This is a genomic window from Mycobacterium intermedium (assembly GCF_002086275.1).
Taxonomy (GTDB): Bacteria; Actinomycetota; Actinomycetes; order Mycobacteriales; family Mycobacteriaceae; genus Mycobacterium; species Mycobacterium intermedium.
Genome location: NZ_MVHT01000110.1, coordinates 1 through 19,325, shown reverse-complemented (window position 1 = coordinate 19,325; position 19,325 = coordinate 1). Strand labels below are relative to the sequence as shown.

The window sequence follows — 19,325 nt, the reverse complement described above, 5'->3', positions numbered from 1 at the left end:
TACTGGCGATTGGCCATGGGGGGCTGTGATGACGGAAGTTGCCGTTTTGGAAACCGGCAGCGGGCTGCCCTCGGGGGTGCACGGCGCTGCCGATCCCAAGTTCGAGTGCCTGGTGCGAACGTTTGCCAGCCTGTTTCCCAGCCCCCGCTTCGGCGGCGGCGCTCTATCCGTGTACGTCGACGGTGAACCGGCCGTCGACGTCTGGACCGGCTGGGCCGACCGCCACGGCGAGGTGCCGTGGGCCGAGGACACCGGCGCCATGGTCTTCTCCTGCAGCAAAGGGGTGGCGGCGACGGTCCTACACCGTCTTGTCGATCGCGGCGAGCTGTCCTACGACGCGCCGGTCGCGCACTACTGGCCGGAGTTCGGGGCCAACGGCAAGGCCGACATCACCGTGCGCGACATGCTGCGGCACCGCGCCGGCTTGTCCCACATGAAGGGCGTCACCAAGGAAGAGCTGCTCGACCACCGCTTGATGGAGGAGCGGATGGCCGCCGCGCCGGCCGACCGCCATTTCGGGCGCGCCGCCTATCACGCCTTCACCTACGGCTGGTTGGTATCCGGTCTGGCCCGCGCGATCACCGGTAAAGGCATGCGGGAGCTTTTCCGCACCGAACTCGCGCAGCCGCTCAACACCGACGGCCTGCATCTCGGACGTCCGCCGGTTGACGCGCCCACCAAAGCCGCGCAAATCATGTTTCCGCAGAGCACGCGTGCCAATCCGCTGCTCGACCACCTGGCACCCCGGCTTGCCGAGCTGCCGGTGGCCGGGGGATTGGGAGCGATGTACGTGCCGGGCATCACCTCGCTGATCCAGGGCGACACGCCCTTCCTGGACAGTGAGATCCCGTCGGTCAACGCGGTGGTGACGGCGCGCGCGGTGGCCAAGATGTACGGGGCCTTGGCCAGCGAGGGCCGGGTCGGCGACACCCAGTTGGTGTCCGCGCACCTGGCGCGCGACCTGCTGGGCAAGACCAGCCTGCGCCCGGACCTGAACCTCATCGTCCCGATGTCGTTCCATCTCGGCTACCACGGATCACCGGTTCCCGGCCTGCTGCGGGGATTCGGCCACGCCGGTCTCGGCGGCACCATCGGCTGGGCCGACCCGGTGACCAAGAGTTCCTTTGCGTTTGTGCACAATCGGCTCATCACGCCGATCCTGGTGGACCAAATCCTTTTTGTGCCACTGATTCTGCCGTTGCGACGCGCGGTCGGAGCCGCCCACGAGCACGGCTTCCGCCCCGTGCCCGAGTTCGGTGCGCCCTACCCGGCAGATCAAACGGCAAGCGCGGGACGTTAGAACAAGCACGAGTCAAACACTTCGGCGGTCTGCCGTCCTATCCGGAGAGCCAAACAAGTTTCGAGCTCAGGGATTGGCTTGACGGTGGTTTTCCAGGGACATCTGGCGTGGGCCGGATCAATGCCATAGCCGGCGCAGCCGAGAATCTCCGCCGCCCGCGCCGAAATCTCCGCGTTTACGCCGATGTTTCGGGCCAGCGAACGCCGCATGCTGGCTAGCATGAGCGAGATCGATCCACGCATGGAAATGCCGCCGGCGAGCTGGAGCGAAGTTGGCGTGAGCGGGCTGTTGCCGACGGGCATTGTGTCGTTATTGCTGGCCGACGTAGAAGGGTCGACGCGGCTGTGGGAAACACAACCGGAGGAGATGACCACTGCACTCGCTCGGCTGAACCAGGCGGTCAACGACATCGTCGCCGCACATAATGGCGTGCGGCCCGTCGAGCAGGGCGAGGGCGACAGCTTCGTGGCGGCCTTCGCCCGAGCCTCCGATGCGGTCGCCGCGGCACTGGAGTTGCAGCGCGCTCCGCTGGCGCCCATTCGGCTGCGCATTGGCATCCACGTCGGCGAGATTCAGCTGCGCGACGAGGGCAATTACGCCGGCCCGACGATCAACCGGACCGCGCGGCTGCGCGATCTGGCGCATGGCGGCCAGACCGTATTATCAGGCGCCGCAGAGGAATTGGTCGCCGAGCGGCTTCCCGCCGGTGCATGGCTGGCCGATCTCGGCAGCCACACGCTGCGTGACTTGCCCCGTCCCGAGCGGGTACTGCAGCTGTGTCATCCCGACCTGGTGAACGAGTTTCCGCCGCTGCGCGCATCCAAAGGCGGTAAAACCGTTGCCCTGCATAACCTTCCGCCACAGCTGACCAGCTTCGTGGGGCGGGCGGCGGAACTGGGTCGAGCGCGGGAACTGTTGGCCGACAACCGGTTGGTGACGCTGACCGGAGCGGGGGGAGTGGGCAAGACGCGGCTCGCGGTGGAGATCGCGAACCGACTGGCCGGCGAATTCGCCGACGGTGTCTGCTACGTCGATCTGGCGCCGCTGACGGATCCGGACGTCGTTCCGATCGCAGTGGCGCGCGCGTTCGGGCTCAGCGACCAACCGGGCCGTTCCACGATGGACGCGCTCATCCGCTTTGTTGCGGGCCGCCAGATGCTGGTGGTGCTGGACAACTGCGAGCACCTGCTAGATGCGAGTGCGGAATTGATCATCGGTTTGTTGGGCGCTGCTCCCGGTTTGACCTTGTTGGCGACGAGCCGTGAACCGATTGACGTCGCAGGAGAGGTGGGTTGGCGGGTGCCGTCGCTGCCGCTGGCCGACGAAGCCATCGAATTGTTCACCGACCGGGCCCGTCGCGCCCGGCCCGAATTCGCGGTCAACGACGGGAACGTCGCCTCGGTCACCGAGATCTGCCGACGCCTCGACGGACTGCCGCTGGCGATCGAACTTGCTGCCGCACGGGTACGCGCCCTGTCGTTGACCGAGATCGTCGACACCCTGCACGACCGCTTCCGTCTGCTGACCGGTGGTGCCCGTACCGCGGTGCGTCGTCAGCAGACGTTACGCGGCTCGGTGGACTGGTCGCATGCGTTACTGACCTCCTCCGAACGGATTCTGTTCCGGCGGTTGGCTGTATTTCTGGGTGGCTTCGACCTGGTCGCCGCCCAAGCCGTCGCCGGCTTTGATGATGTAGAGCACTACCAGGTCCTCGATCTGCTCTCACTGTTGGTTGACAAGTCGCTTGTCCTTGCTGACGACAGCCGGGACAGAACCCGATACCGCCTGCTGGAGACAGTCCGGCAGTACGCACAGGAAAAGCTGGCGGAGTCCGGCGAGGGAGACAAGGCCAGGTCGCGCCACCGTGATCACTTCACGTCCTTGGCGATCGCATTTGACGCGCCAGCGGGCACCGACTACGAGCAGCAGAGCGAGCAGATCGAACTGAATTTCGACAATATGCGCGCCGCATTCGCCTGGAGTCGTGAAAACGGCGACACTGCTCAGGCTTTGACGCTGGTGTCGTCGTTGCAGCCGCTTTGGATCGGACACGGCCGGATCCGAGAAGGATTGGCCATGCTCGACACCGTCCTGACCCAGGATATCGCCGAAGACGCCGGTCTGCCGATCGTGGTCCGCGCTCGGGCGTTGGCAGACAAAGCTTTCCTCGAGTCAGGATTCGGCAGCGTGGACTGCCTGGATCAGGCACAACAAGCCCTGACGCTCGCGCGCGCGGCGGACGACGACGCCGTGCTGACCAGGGTGCTGACGGCCTGCGGTTTTACCGCCGCCTACAACGCCGAATTGGCGGGCGAGTACTTCGCTGAAGCAAACGAACTGGCTCGGAAGTTAGACGACAAATGGCGACTCAGCCAGATTCTTTCCTGGAGCACCAGTGCTTTGATTGCCACCGGCGACCCGTTGGGCGCGCAGGCGGCCGCCGAGGAAGGACGCGATCTCGCCGACGCGATCGGTGACCGGTTCAACTCGCGTCAGTGTCGTATGTGCCTCGGCTTGGTACAGATTTACCGGGGCGACGCGGCCGGAGCCGTTTCCCAGTTGCGTGAGGTGGTGGCCGAGGCGCGGTCAGTTGGCGACGCCCTCAAGATTCTGGAAGCGACCGCCCTTGCCCATTGCGCGACGGCATTGTCATGGACGGGAGACGTCGACGCGGCGCGGGCCGCCGCCGAGGAAAGCATCGGATCTCTGGCTGAAATCGGTGGAATCTTCACAGGTGTCGGCTTCTTATCGTTAGCTAACGTGGGGCTCGCGGCGGGAGATGCCGGACTGGCGCTCGACGCTGCCACCAAGTCATGGGACTACGGCAATTCGGTGCCGGGCCTGGCCGTGCATGTTCGTCCTGCGCGGGCACTGTCGCTCTGGGCGAGCGGCGAGCTGATCGAGGCCCGGCGCTGGGCTGATGCCGCGGTGGCAACATCACTGGGCTGGGCGGTCCAGACGTATGCGCTGACGGTTAGGGCACACGTCGCGATCGCGCAGTCTGAGCCCGAGCAGGCGCTGCGCGACGCCCATGATGCGCTGGCGTGCATGCCGAATGAGTTCTTTTCCATGACCGGTGGCGACGCTCTCGAGTGCCTCGCCACCTTGGCGGCAGACTCGGGCAGCTATCCAGAAGCGGTGCGGCTCTTTGGGGCGGCCGCCGGCATTCGGGGAAAGATGGGCATAATGCGGATCAAGGTTTGGGACGCCTGCTGCGAGGCCTCCATCGCTGGCCTGCGGAATGTCATGAGCGAGCAGGACTTTGAATCCGCTTGGGCCGAAGGCGCCGCGCTGTCGCCCCAGGAGGCGGTCGCCTACGCGCAACGCGGCCGTGGCGAACGCAAACGCCCGAGCAGCGGGTGGGGCTCGCTCACCCGAACCGAGCTCGATGTGGTGCGACTGGTCACCGAAGGCTTGGGCAACAACGACATTGCTACCCGGCTGTTCGTCTCACCGCGCACGGTCCAGTCCCACCTCACCCACGTCTACAGCAAGCTGGGCCTGAACTCACGCGTGCAACTCGCGCAGGAAGCGGCCCGCCACGCCGACTAGTGGCGAGGTCCCGCCCTAGCGTTCGCCAGGATGAATGGAACGTCTTCTGGTGAGGCGTGACGGGCGGCCAACACTGCCCGCGCCGTGTCGCCGATCGGAATTCGCAGCGGGAGTTGAGGTTTCTCGGCGGCGTCGACGACCCCGGCGGCGACCTGCTCCGGGGTGATCATTCCATCCCCACCCTTTGGTTGGGTTTGTTGGCTTAGTTGTCGGCAAATCGGGACAGGTTCTGGTGGACGAAGTCTGCGAACGTCGTCGGTGCCTGATCGAGCACCTTGGTCAGCGCGGCCGGGTCGGGCCCGACAAGAGCCCTGGCTCGCGTCGCCACCAGTGCACCCACGGTTGAGATATGTTGAGCCATAGCATGATTGATGGGCGATGTGGGTTCGGCGTCCGCGGCGAGTTCTAGTTCACGGCGCCAGGTTGCCGCGGGGATGTGTTCGTAGCGCACTCGGCGTCCGGTCGCTGCCGAGATGATGCCGGCGACGTCGGCGTGGGTGATCGTCTCGGCCGGCGGTATGTAGCTGATCTGCGGTGCGGCCGGTCTCGGCTTCAACAGGTGGGTCGCGGCGACCTTGGCCGCATCGTCACCGTTGATCCACGGGGCCGGGGCATCGCCAAAGCTGTTGGCGATCAGCCCGTCGTCTCGAATTGTGTTCTCGTGCAACAGTAGAACGTTCTCATGGAAGAGCGCGGCGAACCGCAGCACGGTGGGGTTCAGCCCGGCCCAGACGAACACCTCCTCGGCGACGGCCTGCGCCTGGCCCAGCTTGCTCGGACTGTCGGGCGATGAAACCACCATCGACATCACCACAAGGTGGGCGGTCGGAGCTTGTGCGACCAAGGCGGACGCCAGGTTGGCCGCGGCCGGAATCACGCCCGCGGCAATGGGATAGGTGAAGTACACCGCGGCCACCCCGTCGATCGCCGGCACCAGTGATGCACGGTCATGCAGATCGGCAACCACCGTCGTGGCCCCCCGATGCCGCAACGATTCCGCGCGGCCGTCCTCGGCCCGGACCAAGGCACGGACTGGGTGCCCCGCGCTCAACAGTCGATCCACCACCGTCGCGCCGGTGCCGCCGTGCCGGCCGGTAGCGCCGATCACCAGGATCGGTGCGGTTGATGAGTGGGGTGTGCCCATGCCTGTCTCCTCTTTTTGTAAACCGAACGGTGTACTAATGGTCGATCACCATAGCGCCGAATCTGGGTTATGTAAACCGTACGGTGTACTATGGCGGAATGAACGAGGTGGCGCGTCGACCCGGCGGACGCGGGGCGCGGGAGCGTATCGAGCATGCCGCGGGTCAACTCTTCTACCGCAACGGGATCCACGCGACCGGCGTCGAACTCGTCGCACAACAAGCCGACGTCTCCAAACGCACGCTTTACCAACACTTCCCGAGCAAGAACGATCTGGTGGCGAGTTACCTGCGCGCGTTCGAGGCCGCCGGTGGCACGCCAGCCGAGAGGCGCTTGGACGACACCGCGCTTTCTCCCCGGGAGCGTTTACTCGCGATCTTCGAAGCGCCGCGCGCCAGCGTGGTCCGGGGTTGCCCCTTTCACAATGCGGCGGTCGAATCCGCCGGCTCGCTGTCCGACGTTGACGCCATAGTGCGCTCCCACAAGCAGGAGTTCGTCAGCCGTCTCGTCGCCGTCGCGCAAGAGGCCGGGGCCGCCGATCCGTACCTGCTGGGCCAGCAGTTGGGCGTGTTGTTCGAGGGCGCGACCGCCCTGGCGACGTCGTTGAACGACGGCGCGCCGTTCGTGCATGCGCGATCTGCGGCCGCCGCGTTGATTGACGCCGCGCTCGCGGCGGACTAGCCGATTTCGTTTCGTGGGGAACACCACGGTTATCCGGCAGCGATTATGGGAATTGTGAACAGCGTGCCCGCAACTTTCCAGGACGTCATCAAGTCCAAGTACCTGCTGCTGACAACATTCACCAAGGACGGCCGGCCGAAGCCGACACCGATCTGGGGCGTCCCGGACGGCAACGGCCGCTTGCTGGTCATTACCGACGACGGGTCGTGGAAGGTCAAGCGGATTCGCAATACCCCGCGGGTGACCCTCGCCAAGAGTGCGGCCCTGGGCAAACCCAAGAGCGACGCGGTCGAGGGGGTCGCCCGGGTGCTGCCCAAGTCGGAAACCCGCCGCGTCTACAACGCGGTGCTCAAGCGGTACTGGTACCACGCCTGGTGGTTTTACGCGCACTCGATCGTGCGGGGCGGCATCGACAAGGTGCACGTTGGCCTCGAGATTGTGCCCGCAGCCTAGCTGCGGCCCCGCGCACTCGCTCGCGCTGCCACCATGGACGCTGTCACCATGGACTGGTGACCACTGTGATTGTGGTGACGGTGCTGGTGCTACTCGGCCTCGGCATCGTTACCAACGAGCTTCTTCGGCTGCGGAGGTATCTGAAGAACTCGCCATCGGGTGAACAACCCGCCCCGCCTCCCGACGAAGCGCCGTAATACCTCTGCGCTGTCGTTTGGCGTCTCCGAATCGGGGTAACGCTAGGACAGGTCTGGGTCGCAGGTCGTGCCAGGCGCGTCAGCCGAACTGCCTGTGTGGGTCGGTCGGACCGTCCAATACGGCTCTCTCAAGGGGTCTTTCAGGGGTCTTTCGGAGTTTTTCGGGAGCCCAGTAGGAGGCAAAGTGCGCGCAATGGTTTACCGCGGACCGTACAAGGTGCGGGTCGAGCAGAAGGAAATGCCGCCGATCGAACATCCCAACGACGCGATAGTGCGGGTGACGATGGCGGCGATCTGCGGGTCGGATCTGCATCTGTACCACGGCATGATGCCGGACACCCGGGTGGGGATGACGTTTGGCCACGAGTTCATCGGCGTGGTCGAGCAGGTTGGTCCGTCGGTGCGGAATCTGTCTCCCGGCGACCGAGTAATGGTGCCGTTCAACATCTTTTGCGGATCCTGTTATTTCTGCGTGCGCGGCCTGTACTCCAACTGCCACAACGTCAACCCGAATGCCACCGCGGTCGGCGGCATTTACGGCTATTCGCACACGTGCGGCGGTTACGACGGGGGCCAGGCCGAGTTCGTGCGTGTGCCGTTCGCCGATGTCGGTCCCGCCAAGATTCCGGACTGGATGGATGAGGAGGACGCGCTGCTCTGTACCGACGCCTTGGCCACCGGCTATTTCGGTGCGCAGCTGGGCGACATCGCTGAAGGCGACACCGTCGTGGTCTTCGGCGCCGGACCCGTCGGACTGTTCGCCGCGCGATCCGCCTGGCTGATGGGTGCCGGTCGGGTGATCGTGATCGACCACTTGGAGTACCGGTTGGAGAAGGCGCGCGATTTCGCCTTCGCCGAGACCATCAACTTCGCCGAGTGTGACGACATCGTCGTGCGGATGAAGAAGGAAACCGATTACCTCGGTGCGGATGTCGCGATAGACGCGGTCGGTGCCGAGGCCGACGGCAACTTCATCCAGCATGTCACCGCGGCCAAGTTCAAGCTGCAGGGCGGCTCACCGGTGGCTGTCAATTGGGCCATCGATTCGGTGCGCAAGGGCGGAACGGTTTCCATCGTCGGCGCCTATGGGCCGTTGTTCAGCGCGGTGAAGTTCGGCGACGCCCTCAACAAGGGACTCACGCTGCGGATGAACCAGTGCCCGGTGAAGCGCCAGTGGCCGCGTCTCTTCTCCCACCTCAAAGAGGGTTACCTGAGTCCCAAAGACATTGTCACCCACCGTATTCCGTTGGAACACATCGGCGAGGCGTATCACATCTTCTCCGCCAAGCTGGATAACTGCATCAAACCGGTCATCCTGCCCGCCGCCAGCTGAGAGTAGGAACACCATGGCTTACACACCGAATCTGCCGTTGACCCGCGACTGTGCCGGATTGCGTGCTCGGATACCGGGCTGGGGCGCCGACCTCGACCCCAAGGACCGGCCGTCCTTTCCGAAACTTCAGGACAACGAGCCGCCCGCCAACGGTGCCCATTGGGAGTTTCCGGAACGCCAGCCCTCGCACTGGCCCCGGGAGCGGTCCATCGAGCATCAATTCCTCACCCCGGTGCTCGGGACATCCTGCCCGCCCAAAGGGATTTCGGGTGCCGTGCGCAAGTTCGCCTATCGGAAGTACAGCGAGGCGCGAGCGGCGCACTGGCTGCTACTCATAGCCGCTGACCGGGTCGACGCGCTGGAAAGCCACCTGGCTTCGTTTCTCACCGCACGTCCGGACAACCCGCTGACCGAAACCGGAATCAGAAGCGAATTCACCCATCACGGCTACTCTTCGCGCGCCGCAACCAACCGCGCCGACCTGTCACATGCGTGGATGGATCCCATTATCGTTGGCGCGCCGTGGATTATCCCCGCAGTGGTCGCAGCATTGGCTGGCCGGGCCCTATTACGCCGGCCGGAGAGCGACGCGAGCGCCTAGCCGCCGGCCGCGCGAATCGCGGCCACCGTTTCGGCGATCGTGGTGCGCGCATCGCGATAGGTGATCCCGAGTTCCCGCTCGCTCGGCGAATCGTCCGACTCGGGCATCTGTGTGTAGTACTGCATGCCCGCCCCGGTGAACGGATTCTCGAACGGCAGATACGGACCGACGTAGTCCAGTAACGTCCCAGCCGCCCGCAGCGCCGTGTCGGGCACCGGCACCGCGGCCATGGGGGTGTGGGCGGCGTCGCCGAGCATCTTCGCGAGTTCGGTCACCGGAACCCGATGCCCGCCGACCATGTAGCGACGCGGACCGCGTCCGGATTCCAGCAGTGCCACGTGTACGGCGGCGACGTCACGCGCGTCGATGACCAACCACGCCGCGCCCCGACCGGGGATCACGTGCATCTGCAGGGCGGCCTTGACACCCTCGCCCGCCTCACCGAATTGGTCGCCGACGGGCGGTCCCAGCACCATGCCCGGGTAGGTGATGTTCACCGGCGCCCCGGCATCCTGCAGGCCGCGGGCGTAGATCTCGACCTGTGCCTTCGAGGTTCCGTAACCGTCCGTCCCGCCGACCACCGGCAGGTCGGCGGTCAGCGTCTTCAGCCCGGGATGGAAAAGCGCCGTAAAACTCGACACATGGATGATCGGATCCAGCCCGAGCTGCACCGCTTGCCCGAGGACATTGCCCGCCCCCTGCATGTTGGTGCTCAGCATCTCCGGGGTTTGGCGGGGATCGGTCGCGACCAGGGCGGCGCTGTGTACCACCGCGTCGCAGCCGGTGAGCGCTTCGCGTACGGTGTCCCGGTCCTTGATGTCTCCCTGGACGTAGTCCGAAACGTCTACGCCCAGCCTGCCGACGGACGTTTCCAGCTTCGCCGGTGTACGCACCAGGAATCGCACCGAGTGGCCCGCGTCGGCAATGGCCTTAGCGGTCCAGCCTCCTACGAATCCCGTCCCGCCGGTCACCAGAACGCGCATGCCTTCGATTCTGTATTACAGCCGGCCGGTGGCGAAATCAGCGGCCTGGTTCGTCATGCCGTTGACTGCGTACAGGGCGTGCGATACGGGACTGGCCCCGGCGCCGCAGATGCCGTCACCGTTGGCGCACAAGCTGATCGTCTTCGCCTGGTAGGGCGGGCCGATCGCGAGAGGCGGAGCGCCGTAGGAGGCCAGGAACTGATCGGATGGCGCGCCGAACAGCGTGACCGCGGCAACGTGATCTGCGATTTCCGGCGCTAGCGGCGCGGGCACCGCGGACGCGGGCACGCCGGCTGGCACGGCGGCCGAGGTGACGTAACCCGCAACGGCCGCGCCCTGCGAGTAACCGCCGAGCACTTCCCGGGTAGTGGGGCAGTTGGTTGCCATGGCCTGGATGTGCCCGCCGGCATCACGGATTCCGTCGATCACCGTCAAGGGGAAGTCGCTGCTGCCGAAGTCGGTGCTGGCCGGATAGTTGACCGCATACACGGCCAGCGACCTGTCGCCGATTCGCGACCGCACAGCATCGACGAAAGCCCCACCGATGCCGCCGACGCCGGGGGGCTCTCCGCTGCCGCGGGCGAACACGACCTCGACGTCCGGGCAAGGGGCCGCGGCCGCCGTCGGGGCCGAGGCGCCCACCAGCGCGCACACACCGGCCGCGGCGCTCGCGGCCGCAACCGTCTTCACCAGTCGTCGCCAAGCCATGACCGCTACTTCCTGAACGCGTCCTTTACCTTTTCGCCCGCGTCTTTGAGGCTGGCCTTGGCCTGGTCGCCGCGGCCCTCGTTCTCGACGTGCGGGTCGTTGGTGGCCTTGCCGAGGGCCTCCTTCGCTTTGCCGCCAACATCGTCGATCTTGTTCTTCAGCTTGTCTTGGGCACTCATGAGCGGCTGGTTACCCGGTCGCGGACCCATGTAACCGCGGTGGATGTACAACGCCGCTGGTCTGTGCGCGGACCCTACGACGGACCGATAACTCCGATAGCGAGATTTACACCCGATTTGCGCTTCTCTGTTTCATTTTAGAAACATCTACGCTATGCTAGGTCCTGCTGAGCGCCCAGTCGGCACGTAGCCGCGCCCCGGCGCTGCGGTGGAGGGGGTCGCAGCGCCGGCGGTTCGGGCCAACGCTGCGAGAGATCTCAAGAAGAACCGCTGCCGTCCCGTTTCGATGTGCGCTCCAAATTCGCCAGGCGCAGGACGGCGTCGGCCAATGGGTTGTCGGGCTCCCCGCGGGCCTCTATGTAACGGCGAACGCCCTCGTTGCCCAGCACGGCGGTGCCGGCCTGGTCCATGTATTGGCGCATCTCTTCGACGTCGAGCAGGATCAGTTCATCTTCGCCGCGCCAGCCGAACGCGATCTGCAGCACGCGGGCGGACAAGCCGAAGTGCTCGCCAATCGCGAGGAGTTCGGCGTAGTTGGGGAAGTCATCGGCGTCTTTGCGACGGGAGTAGGTCGCCTTGGCCAGATTCAGCGCGGAACCGATTTCGCTGTCTGGAACGTCGCGGTTCAACAGCCACTCAAGTACGCGGCCGAGATCTTTCCCGGCACGATTCAGCCTCGGCACAATTCGACACTAATTATCGTCTCGAAACCCGTCAAATGAGGCGCGCCAACGGATTTTCATTCCACTGTTGGAACGGTGCCAGTACGTTAGGTGGTTTTCGGAGCGGTATGCAGTACGCCTCGGGGGAGGGTCAGTGGCAGGTCGTTGTACGTCACGATGCCGGGCGCGGCAGCGACGACGGCCGGGATCGCATTGATCGTGGGCATAGCCGTCATGATGTGGCCCAGCACCATGAAGTCGGCGATCGACTGGGCCTGGAAGTACGGCGGCGGAAGGAAGCCGACCTTGGTTGTGACCGACGGCTGGCCGTCGATCTGGATGACCCAGCCGTCTTGGTCGATTTTCCAGTCCGGCTCGAGTGTCTGCCCCTTGCGCCACCTGACGTTGAGGTCGATCACGGCGTTGCCGCCAACGATTCCCTGCCAGCTGATGTAGACGCCGGCGACGCATCCCGCCGGGATGGTCCAGGACTCCATCACCAGGTCCGCTGTGGTCTGCGCGAATTCGGCGACGCAGCGTACCTCGTCGAGTTCGACGCCGAGGGCGTCGGCGACCAACCGAACCGCCTCGCCGAAGACGGCAGTCCCCTTGGCGGCCATCGCCTGCAGCTCGGGATGGTCGATGGGCTGACCGAAGCCGACAGGCTTCTCGGTTTCCGGCGAGTCGTAAAAGGTGGTGTCCGCGGCTTCGTTCACGGTGACCTTGTCGATCCGGTTGCACACCATCGCCGACACGATGGCCAACAGCTCCGCAAAGCCGGGGCTGATACCGGATCCAAAGATCGTCGAGTTGCCCTCTCGGCAGGCTTCCAGGATGCGGTCGCGGCCCTCGCCCAGGTTGTGCCCGGTGATGAAGGCGGCGGTCGTCACCACGTTCACCCCCGCCGACAAGATGCGGACCAGCTCGTCGACGTTGATCCACATCGGGTTGTAGACCACGCAGTCCGGTTTCAGGGCCAGCAGTGCGTCGACGTCGTTGGTGGCGGCCACGCCCAACGGGGCCAGGCCGCAGAGTTCGCCGGCGTCACGGCCGGCCTTTTCCGGTGACCAGGCATAGCAACCCACCAACTCGAGCGAGGGGTTGGCGGCGATGGCCTGCAGTGCGCTTTTGCCGACATTTCCCGTGGTCCATTGCACGACTCGATAGGTGTTTGGCACTCGCTCAGCATAGGGAAGGCGCCCCGGGCAACTCTAGTAGGCGGACTCGGCGGCGAGGATCTCGGCGAGAAACGCGTCCTGCGGCGGATGGTCCAATCGTGCGCGCACCCAGTTCCGGACGCGGTCCCGCGTTTCGCGCGATTCCTCGACATCGGCCCCGATGACCACCGACGTGCTCGGCCAATCATGATTCCAGGCAGCCGATTCCGTCATCGGCTGCTGCTCGGCATCGACCATCGGCAGTCTGGCACGGCCGTCGGGGGACAGGGAGCCGTCAGCGCTGACAGTTCCCGACCGCACGCGCACCGGGATTCCGGTGGCGGGCTCGGGGCCGATGACCTCCGCGTGGACGACGGCGACGACTGCCGGGCCGGCCGTCTCGACGCTCCAATCGACGGTGTCCTCGGCGGCGTCGAAAATCCCGGGCGGCACCGCGGCCCAGTGCACGGACGCGACGCCGCGTGAGATCGACGCCGCACCCCGTCGGCCGGCGTCAGATCCGGCCGCCAGCGCATAGTCATCGCGGTGTCCGGTCGAGGCCGCGAGATGCCTGGCTGCGTTCGAATCCTCGAAAAACAATCCAAGTTCCGGCCATGCGCCGTTGTCGACGCCCAGCTCGTCGGCCAACTCGGCCGCGGCTCGCACCAATTCTCCGATGCGGGGATCGCCGGTGTGGAGGTGCATGAGCAAGGCGTCGGCGTGCGGCGCGAGCAGCTCGCCGACGTCGGAATCCAGGGTGTCGTCGGTGAAGAAGCCCTGGGCGTCGGCGGTCAGCAACGCGACCTCGGCATCGAGCAGGGCGCGATCCAGGCCGGCGATGCCGTCCCGCAGACTGGCCGGCCACCAGCGGCGCAACCAGTGACCGATGGCCAGCCGCCGCAGGGGTCCGAGGGATCCCGGGACGATGTCGACGCCGGCGACGTCGATGCTGTCATCGTTGGCTTCGCTTGCCGCCGTCACCAGTGCGGCGTGCCCGGCTTCGCCGAGCACCCGCCACAACCAGTCGGCGCGGGACAGATCGGTGAATGCGAATTGAACCGACTCGCTTGGCTCATCGATGCGGAAGTGCAGCACGGCCCCGCTGACTTCGAGCACCGCCACCAGCGGCGAAGCCTCGAACAGCTGCGGACCGCTGCTTGTGCTCCACAGCCCCGATTCGGTGACCAATCTCATCCCGCCACCTGCAATTCCAGCATCGACTTGATCCGTTGCCGGTGGTCAAGGCTCACCGACCGGGCAACGCCTTCGAGCAGCGACCGCACATCGTCGACGTCGTCACACGGCTCCTGCCACACGTCACGTCCGTGCAGTCGTGCCCACAGCCGGCTGAGGTACGGCTGCGCGTAGGAGGCCAGGTCGTCGACCACCTGGCGCTGCCGCGGGTGGATCGGCCCGCCGGCGGCGAGATATCGACGTGCGTGCAGGACGTAGGCCTCCTTGCGTAACCGGGCCTGGATCTGGGCGGCGAGGGCGTAACGGCTGGTGACGGTGCGGTCCAGGGGTGCGAGCTCACCCGCGACTTCGATGCCGGCGACCATCGTGGCCTGCTTGTCTTCGCTGAGCAGGCCCCAGGGTGCGCTGGCCCGGTCGACCTCTTCGGCGCACAACATCGGAATGTCGGGCAGCGCGTCGCGATCCAGGGCGCGGCGCAAGGTGGAGCGCACCCGGTCGACCACGCTGCGATCCAACGGACGATCGCTGTCGGAGCCACCGCTGATCGCTGGCGGCCGTTGTGGCGCAACGGAACTCAAGCCCAACTCGACAATCGACCAAGGCAACTCGGCGCCCTCGACGCGCGTGCGAGCGCCCAGGTTGTAGGGGGTCGGGTCATCGATCATGGCCCGCCAGACACGCTGTCGCGCTGCGGCGGCGTTGTGCCCGGAGGCCTGCCCGAGTACCGTGCCCAGCTCGGCCAGAAACACTTCGACGGTGGTGTCGCCGTCGGCCCGAACGTCACGCCAACTGCGCTCGAGTTGGGCGGCCAACGAGGCCACGACCTCGCGGTTCGCGACGTATTCGTTGAGCACCTCGATCGCGGTCCGGTCCCGGCCCTGGTGGATCGCGTGCAGTGTCTCGGCCGCCGACTCGCGATCCTGCGGTGTCGGCGCGCCTTTGGTCACGGCCAGCTCGAAACAGACCGGAAAATAAAGTTCCTGGGCGTTTCCACTGCGAATCCGTTGTCTGCGGCGCTCTAACTTCAGAACTCCGAACCATGCTGCCGCGAAACGCAGTTGGGGGCCGTTCTCGACGATCAGGTCGTGCATCGCCGCCGCGGTTTCGGCGCTGACCATCGGAGCCGAATACTGGGGATTCGAGCGCAGTCGCAACACGAGTGGATCGATGATGCGTTTGACGGTCCTGCTCAACGGCCCGCCGTCGTCGCTGCTGAGCACCTCCACGCCGGGACCGATTGCGCGCCACGCTCGGTCGATAACCGCACGGCGGGGCTGTCCCACCGTGACGGCAGGCGCTACCTGCGGATCGGCGCTCATGTCCACAGGATAGGGGCAACGCTGAAACTAGAGGTAACCAGAAAGTTGGGTTCGGTAGCCGCGTGCGGACGCGAATCTTGTCGCATGAACAGGAACAAGCTACTCGCGATCGGCGCGGAAATTGGCCTGATCGCAGCGACGATGCTCTACGTCGTATCGCACCAGGTGTGGACCGCGCTGCTCAGCGCGATTCTGGGTGCGGCCGTCGTGGTTTTGGTCGCCCGGTTCATTGACTCGACTGGGCGCGCTTCGCGCAGCAATGACGAGGTCGCCGTTGGCGTGGGCACCGTGCGCAAGGTGGAAACGGAAGTAGCCGAGACTGTCGCCAGCCAGCGTCACATCTGGATCGAAGTGTCCGACGTGGACGGTGACAGCTTCGTCGGCCGCTTGGTCCAGGATGAATCGGACCCGCAGGTCGCCACCCTGCGGCCCGGCCTCGTCGTGCTCGTCGCATTCGATCCCACTGAGCGCGAGGAGCTTTCGCTGCCCGACGACGTGCTGGCAGTCCGGGCATCCAGTCTGGTCTTTGCGTGATGCTCAGCGTGTGGCATCGACGGCGAAGGTGACCAGCGCTCCCCAATACAGTGGGCTGGCGGTTACGGTCCCGTCCCGCCAGTTCCGCAGTTGTTCGCGTTGCCAACGATTTAGAGCACATCCGGCTTCTTCTGCCTCGTGGGCTTGATCTACCGCGGCGACGACGTCCGCCATCGGATCGGTCAGATCGTTACCGGCGGCGGCGAACTGCCGATATGCGGCAGAGGTGGGCAGTGACCACAAGGTGGCGGTCACCAGTTGGGCACCACCCAGGATCATCGCCGCGACCAGGCCGGTCGCCTCGTCGAATTGGTAGTCACCACCCGACGCACAGGCGAGTAACGCCACCCGCGGCGGCATCGGCAACCGCAGCGCCATCAAATCCGATGCGGTCAGCGGTCGGTGGTCGCCAATGGCGTCCGCATCGCCGGGCATTTGCGCTGTACACGCGAGATGCAGGGACGCCCGGTCGGCTTGGCCCCCTTCACCATCCGCCGAGCTCGCGTGTCCGACGTACAGCAAGCGACTCGGGCTCTGCGCCAACAACTCCGACAGCCACCTACGGTCGGCGTCGGAACGGCGGAACAACTCGACCGCTGTTGTGACGCTTGGCAGCACGGCTCGGCGCTGCATCACCTCGGCGAAGTGCCGGGACAGCGGCGTGTGCTCCGAGGGCCTGCCCAGCACCGATCCCAGCGCCGAGTCGGGTCGTTGCCCCGGCACCCGCGGATCCAGGACCAGGACCGGCGAATTGTCCCGCCTGGCATCCCAGCCGACCGGGTCGCGTGGCGCGTGGACGATGTTCTGCGGCACCGCCATCAGCACATCGACCAATTCCACCAATCGGTAGCCGTCGGTGTGTTCCTTGATATCGGCGAGCTGCCAAGGAATCTGCGCAGCAGCCCGTCCGCTGGCGGTGATGGCGTCATGGCGTGCCCGCACCAATTCCTCTTTGCTCGGACCCGATTTCGGCACTGCCAGCAGTCCCCAGGGCACCCGGGCGAGGCGGGCGCTGGGCGAAACGAACAGGACGGGACGCGGCGACGCCGTGCACTCGGCCAGCAACTGCCAGCCGGCCTGGCCGATCAGCAGCACACCGAGGATGTAGGCGACCGTCAGCTCGGTGTCCGGAGTTGCGAACGGGCCCGTCGACAGCGCCCGCTCGATGGCGTCGCGGCGGCTCTCAGAACCATGCGGCTCGGGCAGGGTGCCGGTCAGTTCCTGCAAGGCGGCCAACAGGATCGGCTCCTCCACCACCCAGGTGACCGTGCGCGCCGGCTGGTCCACTACGCGCAGGCTCGCGTAGGTGGCGATGCCGACGTCGGCGTAGCGCAGGACCAGGGTAAGCCGGTCCGAGTCGTTCACGGCCAAGTCGACCAGGCCGGCTCGGCGGCCGTGACGTCGCGACCGTATCGCTGAAGTGCAAGTGCGCGATAGTGACTCAAAATCGGTTCGCTGCCCGGCTGCATCTGCAGCGGTGGCAACGGACCCAGCCGCGTGAGGGAGCCGCCATTGCGCGCTGACGGGCCGGCGGCGGCCAGTGCCTCGTCCGGATCGATGAGAACCGGCGCGGTGGCTGTCGATGCCCACTCGCCCACTTCTTGTCGGGCCGGTTCGATATCGAACGTCCCACGGGCACTGTGATATTCAACTAGCTCGCTGATCAGCTCGGTGTTCTCCCATTCCCACGCGACGGCGAATGCGCCAGCCAGGATCGGTGCCGAAACATTGGCCGCCCAGCGGGATCTCGCTTCTGCGTCGGCGATCGAGTAGCGCACCGAGTCGACCGCCAACGCGGCCGGAATCTTGAGCTCGGCGGCCTGTTCGAGTTTGGCCATCGCACGCCAGTATTCCGGCGTGCCTACCTCCCCATGCAGGACTCCCAACGATTCGGCGTGCCGCGCTTCGGTTTCCTGCAGGGTTTCGTCGGGGTTGCCCGAACCGTCGAAACCGAGATCCGTCAGCGCGTCGGCGCGCCACACCGTGCCCAGGTGATTGTCTAGCTGCGCGTACTGCAACCAGCTGCTGCGCGGCGACGCATCAAGCATTTCCCGCGCCTGCGCGATCAGCTCGACGGCTTGCGCGAATCTGCCCCAGAAAATCGCTATCCAGCTGCGCTGCAGCAAAATACGGTGCAGGTGTAACGGCTTGCCCAACTCGCGCCAGTGCTTCTCGGCCTGTTCCCAGCACTGGTCGGCCGCCTCGAGGGCGCCGGCGCCGAGTCGGACCAGACCGAGGTAAAGCCAGCAGCGAGACACATCGTGTGCGCGGGAATGGCGGGCGATCACCGGGTAGGCCTCCGAAACCAGGTTTTCGGTCCCGACGTGGTCGCCGAGCGCCCAACAGGCCGCCGCGCGTTCCAATTTCGTTCGGGCGTCTGCCAATTCCCACGCGTTGGCTTGTGCGCGCGCCCCCGCGCGACGTAGCCACGGCTCGGCGTCCGTCAGACGCCCGGTCTCTATGCAGAATCTGCCGTATGCGGTGGCGCCGGCCACACGCAGGTAGTCGGCGCACCTCGGTTCGTCGATGGCGCGGACCACCCTCTGCCACAACGGAATCGACCGCACATGCAGGTCGTCATCGCAAAGCGCGGTGGCGCAGAGGATGTGAGCGTAGATGATCAAGTACTCGTGTTCGGCGGCGAGGTCGGGAAAGGATTCGCCGGGGCCACGCAGCCCAGACGGTGCAGGCAGCGCAGACAGCGCGGACAGCGAAGCCGCGGCGGCCTCGTGGTCACCCTGAGCGGCGGCCAGGCCGGTCTGCAGAAACTGCGCGCGGCGCGAATATCGGCACACCATATGCGCGATCTCGCCGTCGGAAATGTGTACCTGAGCGGCCGCCTCCGGCATGGTGCCGGCAAGTATGCTGCGGTAAATGGCGAGGCAGTCGAGAATGCGCTGAATGCACTCTTGCACACCGTCGTTCGCCCCGCGGGCGAGGTAGATCTCGCCGAGCTGCGCAAAGACTTCCAGGAGGAAGTCGTCGCGGTCGGCTTGCTCGATCCGCGGTATCAGGGACACCAGCAGGTCCCGTGCCCCGGCCTCGTCGGCGGCGAACGCCAGCTGCCGGGCTCGCTCCAATTCAGCGGGGATCGACGGGGGGATCGCCACGGCTGAATCATATGTCCGCGTGGCGCGTCGACGGGGTGCCTCCGCTCCAATGAGAAGTGGGGGGGGGGGGGGGCCCCCCCCCCCCCCCCCCCCCCCCGGGGGGGGGCCCCCCCCCCCCCCCCCGGGGGGGGGGGGGGCCCCGGGGGGGGGGGGGGGGGCCCCCGCCCCCCCCCCCCCCCGCCGGCGCGCGCGAGGGAGCCCGCCGGGGGCGCGCCGGGG

The 19,325-nt window shown here is 66.1% G+C and carries 19 protein-coding genes; 8 read left to right on the top strand and 11 right to left on the bottom strand.

What is annotated here, in order from left to right:
- Positions 1–28: 28 nt before the first annotated feature.
- Positions 29–1,300: an esterase/beta-lactamase LipL gene (gene lipL, locus BST27_RS26585; RefSeq protein WP_069417918.1), complete on the top strand. Its 1,272-nt coding sequence runs from the start codon at positions 29–31 to the stop codon at positions 1,298–1,300.
- Between the two features lie 207 nt (positions 1,301–1,507).
- Complete coding sequence (locus BST27_RS26575; protein WP_079219998.1) at positions 1,508–4,852, top strand: helix-turn-helix transcriptional regulator; 3,345 nt, start codon at positions 1,508–1,510, stop codon at positions 4,850–4,852.
- Here the strand turns inward: BST27_RS26575 and BST27_RS26570 are convergent.
- On the bottom strand, positions 4,849–5,022 hold the full coding sequence (locus tag BST27_RS26570) for a hypothetical protein (RefSeq protein WP_197518069.1): 174 nt from the start codon (positions 5,020–5,022) through the stop codon (positions 4,849–4,851). The genes BST27_RS26575 and BST27_RS26570 overlap by 4 nt on opposite strands.
- A 32-nt stretch (positions 5,023–5,054) precedes the next feature.
- A complete protein-coding gene (locus BST27_RS26565; protein WP_069417921.1) occupies positions 5,055–5,996 on the bottom strand; it encodes an NmrA family NAD(P)-binding protein in 942 nt (313 codons plus the stop codon).
- Positions 5,997–6,094: 98 nt separating this feature from the next.
- Between BST27_RS26565 and BST27_RS26560 the strand changes: the two genes are divergently transcribed.
- The 5 genes from BST27_RS26560 to BST27_RS26545 all read left to right on the top strand — a co-directional run bounded on the left by BST27_RS26560 (position 6,095) and on the right by BST27_RS26545 (position 9,260).
- Positions 6,095–6,676 carry a TetR/AcrR family transcriptional regulator gene (locus tag BST27_RS26560; protein ID WP_069418037.1) on the top strand — a complete coding sequence of 194 codons (582 nt, stop codon included), beginning with the start codon at positions 6,095–6,097 and terminating at the stop codon, positions 6,674–6,676.
- 63 nt (positions 6,677–6,739) lie between these two features.
- The gene (locus BST27_RS26555; RefSeq protein WP_139805386.1) at positions 6,740–7,129 is read left to right on the top strand and encodes a PPOX class F420-dependent oxidoreductase; all 390 of its coding nucleotides are present in this window, start codon (positions 6,740–6,742) and stop codon (positions 7,127–7,129) included.
- 56 nt (positions 7,130–7,185) lie between these two features.
- Positions 7,186–7,326, top strand: coding sequence for a hypothetical protein (locus BST27_RS32640; protein ID WP_156789251.1), 141 nt, complete (start codon positions 7,186–7,188; stop codon positions 7,324–7,326).
- A gap of 184 nt (positions 7,327–7,510) precedes the next feature.
- Complete coding sequence (locus tag BST27_RS26550; RefSeq protein WP_069417923.1) at positions 7,511–8,659, top strand: zinc-dependent alcohol dehydrogenase; 1,149 nt, start codon at positions 7,511–7,513, stop codon at positions 8,657–8,659.
- 13 nt (positions 8,660–8,672) lie between these two features.
- Positions 8,673–9,260, top strand: a complete 588-nt coding sequence (locus tag BST27_RS26545; protein ID WP_069417924.1) for a hypothetical protein — start codon at positions 8,673–8,675, stop codon at positions 9,258–9,260.
- Here BST27_RS26545 and BST27_RS26540 read toward each other — a convergent pair.
- From BST27_RS26540 to BST27_RS26510, 7 genes are all read right to left on the bottom strand, one after another.
- Positions 9,257–10,243 (bottom strand): SDR family NAD(P)-dependent oxidoreductase, encoded by a 987-nt coding sequence (locus BST27_RS26540; protein WP_069417925.1) that lies wholly within the window; start codon positions 10,241–10,243, stop codon positions 9,257–9,259. The genes BST27_RS26545 and BST27_RS26540 overlap by 4 nt on opposite strands.
- A gap of 15 nt (positions 10,244–10,258) precedes the next feature.
- Positions 10,259–10,951, bottom strand: coding sequence for a cutinase family protein (locus tag BST27_RS26535; protein WP_069417926.1), 693 nt, complete (start codon positions 10,949–10,951; stop codon positions 10,259–10,261).
- A gap of 5 nt (positions 10,952–10,956) precedes the next feature.
- A complete protein-coding gene (locus BST27_RS26530; RefSeq protein ID WP_069418038.1) occupies positions 10,957–11,130 on the bottom strand; it encodes a CsbD family protein in 174 nt (57 codons plus the stop codon).
- 257 nt (positions 11,131–11,387) lie between these two features.
- The gene (locus BST27_RS26525; protein ID WP_232007187.1) at positions 11,388–11,813 is read right to left on the bottom strand and encodes a hypothetical protein; all 426 of its coding nucleotides are present in this window, start codon (positions 11,811–11,813) and stop codon (positions 11,388–11,390) included.
- An 86-nt stretch (positions 11,814–11,899) separates the two neighbouring features.
- Positions 11,900–12,970: an NAD(P)H-dependent amine dehydrogenase family protein gene (locus BST27_RS26520; RefSeq protein ID WP_069417927.1), complete on the bottom strand. Its 1,071-nt coding sequence runs from the start codon at positions 12,968–12,970 to the stop codon at positions 11,900–11,902.
- 33 nt (positions 12,971–13,003) lie between these two features.
- The gene (locus tag BST27_RS26515) at positions 13,004–14,143 is read right to left on the bottom strand and encodes a hypothetical protein (RefSeq protein WP_069417928.1); all 1,140 of its coding nucleotides are present in this window, start codon (positions 14,141–14,143) and stop codon (positions 13,004–13,006) included.
- A complete protein-coding gene (locus BST27_RS26510) occupies positions 14,140–15,462 on the bottom strand; it encodes a hypothetical protein (protein WP_069417929.1) in 1,323 nt (440 codons plus the stop codon). The genes BST27_RS26515 and BST27_RS26510 overlap by 4 nt, the downstream gene beginning before the upstream one ends.
- A gap of 84 nt (positions 15,463–15,546) precedes the next feature.
- Here BST27_RS26510 and BST27_RS26505 point away from each other — a divergent pair, with 84 nt between their 5' ends.
- Positions 15,547–15,996, top strand: a complete 450-nt coding sequence (locus BST27_RS26505; protein WP_069417930.1) for a hypothetical protein — start codon at positions 15,547–15,549, stop codon at positions 15,994–15,996.
- 3 nt (positions 15,997–15,999) lie between these two features.
- On the opposite strand, the gene BST27_RS26500 is transcribed toward BST27_RS26505, so the two are convergent.
- Both BST27_RS26500 and BST27_RS26495 read right to left on the bottom strand, forming a co-directional pair.
- The gene (locus BST27_RS26500) at positions 16,000–17,361 is read right to left on the bottom strand and encodes a CHAT domain-containing protein (protein ID WP_069417931.1); all 1,362 of its coding nucleotides are present in this window, start codon (positions 17,359–17,361) and stop codon (positions 16,000–16,002) included.
- Positions 17,358–19,106, bottom strand: coding sequence for an ATP-binding protein (locus BST27_RS26495; protein WP_232007188.1), 1,749 nt, complete (start codon positions 19,104–19,106; stop codon positions 17,358–17,360). Before BST27_RS26495 ends, BST27_RS26500 begins: the two co-directional genes overlap by 4 nt.
- Positions 19,107–19,325: the final 219 nt, after the last annotated feature.

Coding starts and splice junctions, on each gene's coding strand:
- lipL (WP_069417918.1), top strand. CDS start 29: ATGACGGAAGTTGCCGTTTTGGAAACCGGCAGCGGGCTGCCCTCGGGG.
- BST27_RS26575 (WP_079219998.1), top strand. CDS start 1,508: ATGCTGGCTAGCATGAGCGAGATCGATCCACGCATGGAAATGCCGCCG.
- BST27_RS26570 (WP_197518069.1), bottom strand. CDS start 5,022: ATGATCACCCCGGAGCAGGTCGCCGCCGGGGTCGTCGACGCCGCCGAG.
- BST27_RS26565 (WP_069417921.1), bottom strand. CDS start 5,996: ATGGGCACACCCCACTCATCAACCGCACCGATCCTGGTGATCGGCGCT.
- BST27_RS26560 (WP_069418037.1), top strand. CDS start 6,095: ATGAACGAGGTGGCGCGTCGACCCGGCGGACGCGGGGCGCGGGAGCGT.
- BST27_RS26545 (WP_069417924.1), top strand. CDS start 8,673: ATGGCTTACACACCGAATCTGCCGTTGACCCGCGACTGTGCCGGATTG.
- BST27_RS26540 (WP_069417925.1), bottom strand. CDS start 10,243: ATGCGCGTTCTGGTGACCGGCGGGACGGGATTCGTAGGAGGCTGGACC.
- BST27_RS26535 (WP_069417926.1), bottom strand. CDS start 10,951: ATGGCTTGGCGACGACTGGTGAAGACGGTTGCGGCCGCGAGCGCCGCG.
- BST27_RS26530 (WP_069418038.1), bottom strand. CDS start 11,130: ATGAGTGCCCAAGACAAGCTGAAGAACAAGATCGACGATGTTGGCGGC.
- BST27_RS26515 (WP_069417928.1), bottom strand. CDS start 14,143: ATGAGATTGGTCACCGAATCGGGGCTGTGGAGCACAAGCAGCGGTCCG.
- BST27_RS26510 (WP_069417929.1), bottom strand. CDS start 15,462: ATGAGCGCCGATCCGCAGGTAGCGCCTGCCGTCACGGTGGGACAGCCC.
- BST27_RS26505 (WP_069417930.1), top strand. CDS start 15,547: ATGAACAGGAACAAGCTACTCGCGATCGGCGCGGAAATTGGCCTGATC.